General features: G+C 58.1%; 1 protein-coding gene. It reads left to right on the top strand.

Translation table 11 applies throughout. The features are described 5' to 3' along the window. Positions 1-289 (top strand): IS5 family transposase (locus B7449_RS19460; RefSeq protein ID WP_048884137.1); only part of this gene is annotated, 289 nt, incomplete at its 3' end.

Here is a 289-nt window from a genome sequence, read left to right as displayed (position 1 = left end):
ATGAGCGACCTGTTCTGGCTGACGGATGAACAGATGGAGCGTCTGCGGCCGTTCTTTCCCAGGAGCCATGGTAAACCTCGCGTTGATGACCGCCGCGTGCTGAGCGGCATCATTTTTGTGAACCGCAATGGTATGCGCTGGCGTGATGCGCCCCGGGAATACGGTCCGCACAGGACGCTCTACAACCGTTGGAAGCGTTGGGGCGACATGGGCATTTTCATGCGGATGATGGATGGCCTGTCTGCCGCGAAGGCTGAGCCTCAGACTATCATGATTGACGCGACCTATC

Origin of the sequence: Komagataeibacter intermedius TF2, assembly GCF_000964425.1 — a bacterium.
GTDB classification, from domain to species: Bacteria; Pseudomonadota; Alphaproteobacteria; order Acetobacterales; family Acetobacteraceae; genus Komagataeibacter; species Komagataeibacter intermedius.
This window is presented reverse-complemented; position numbering and strand designations above follow the sequence as displayed.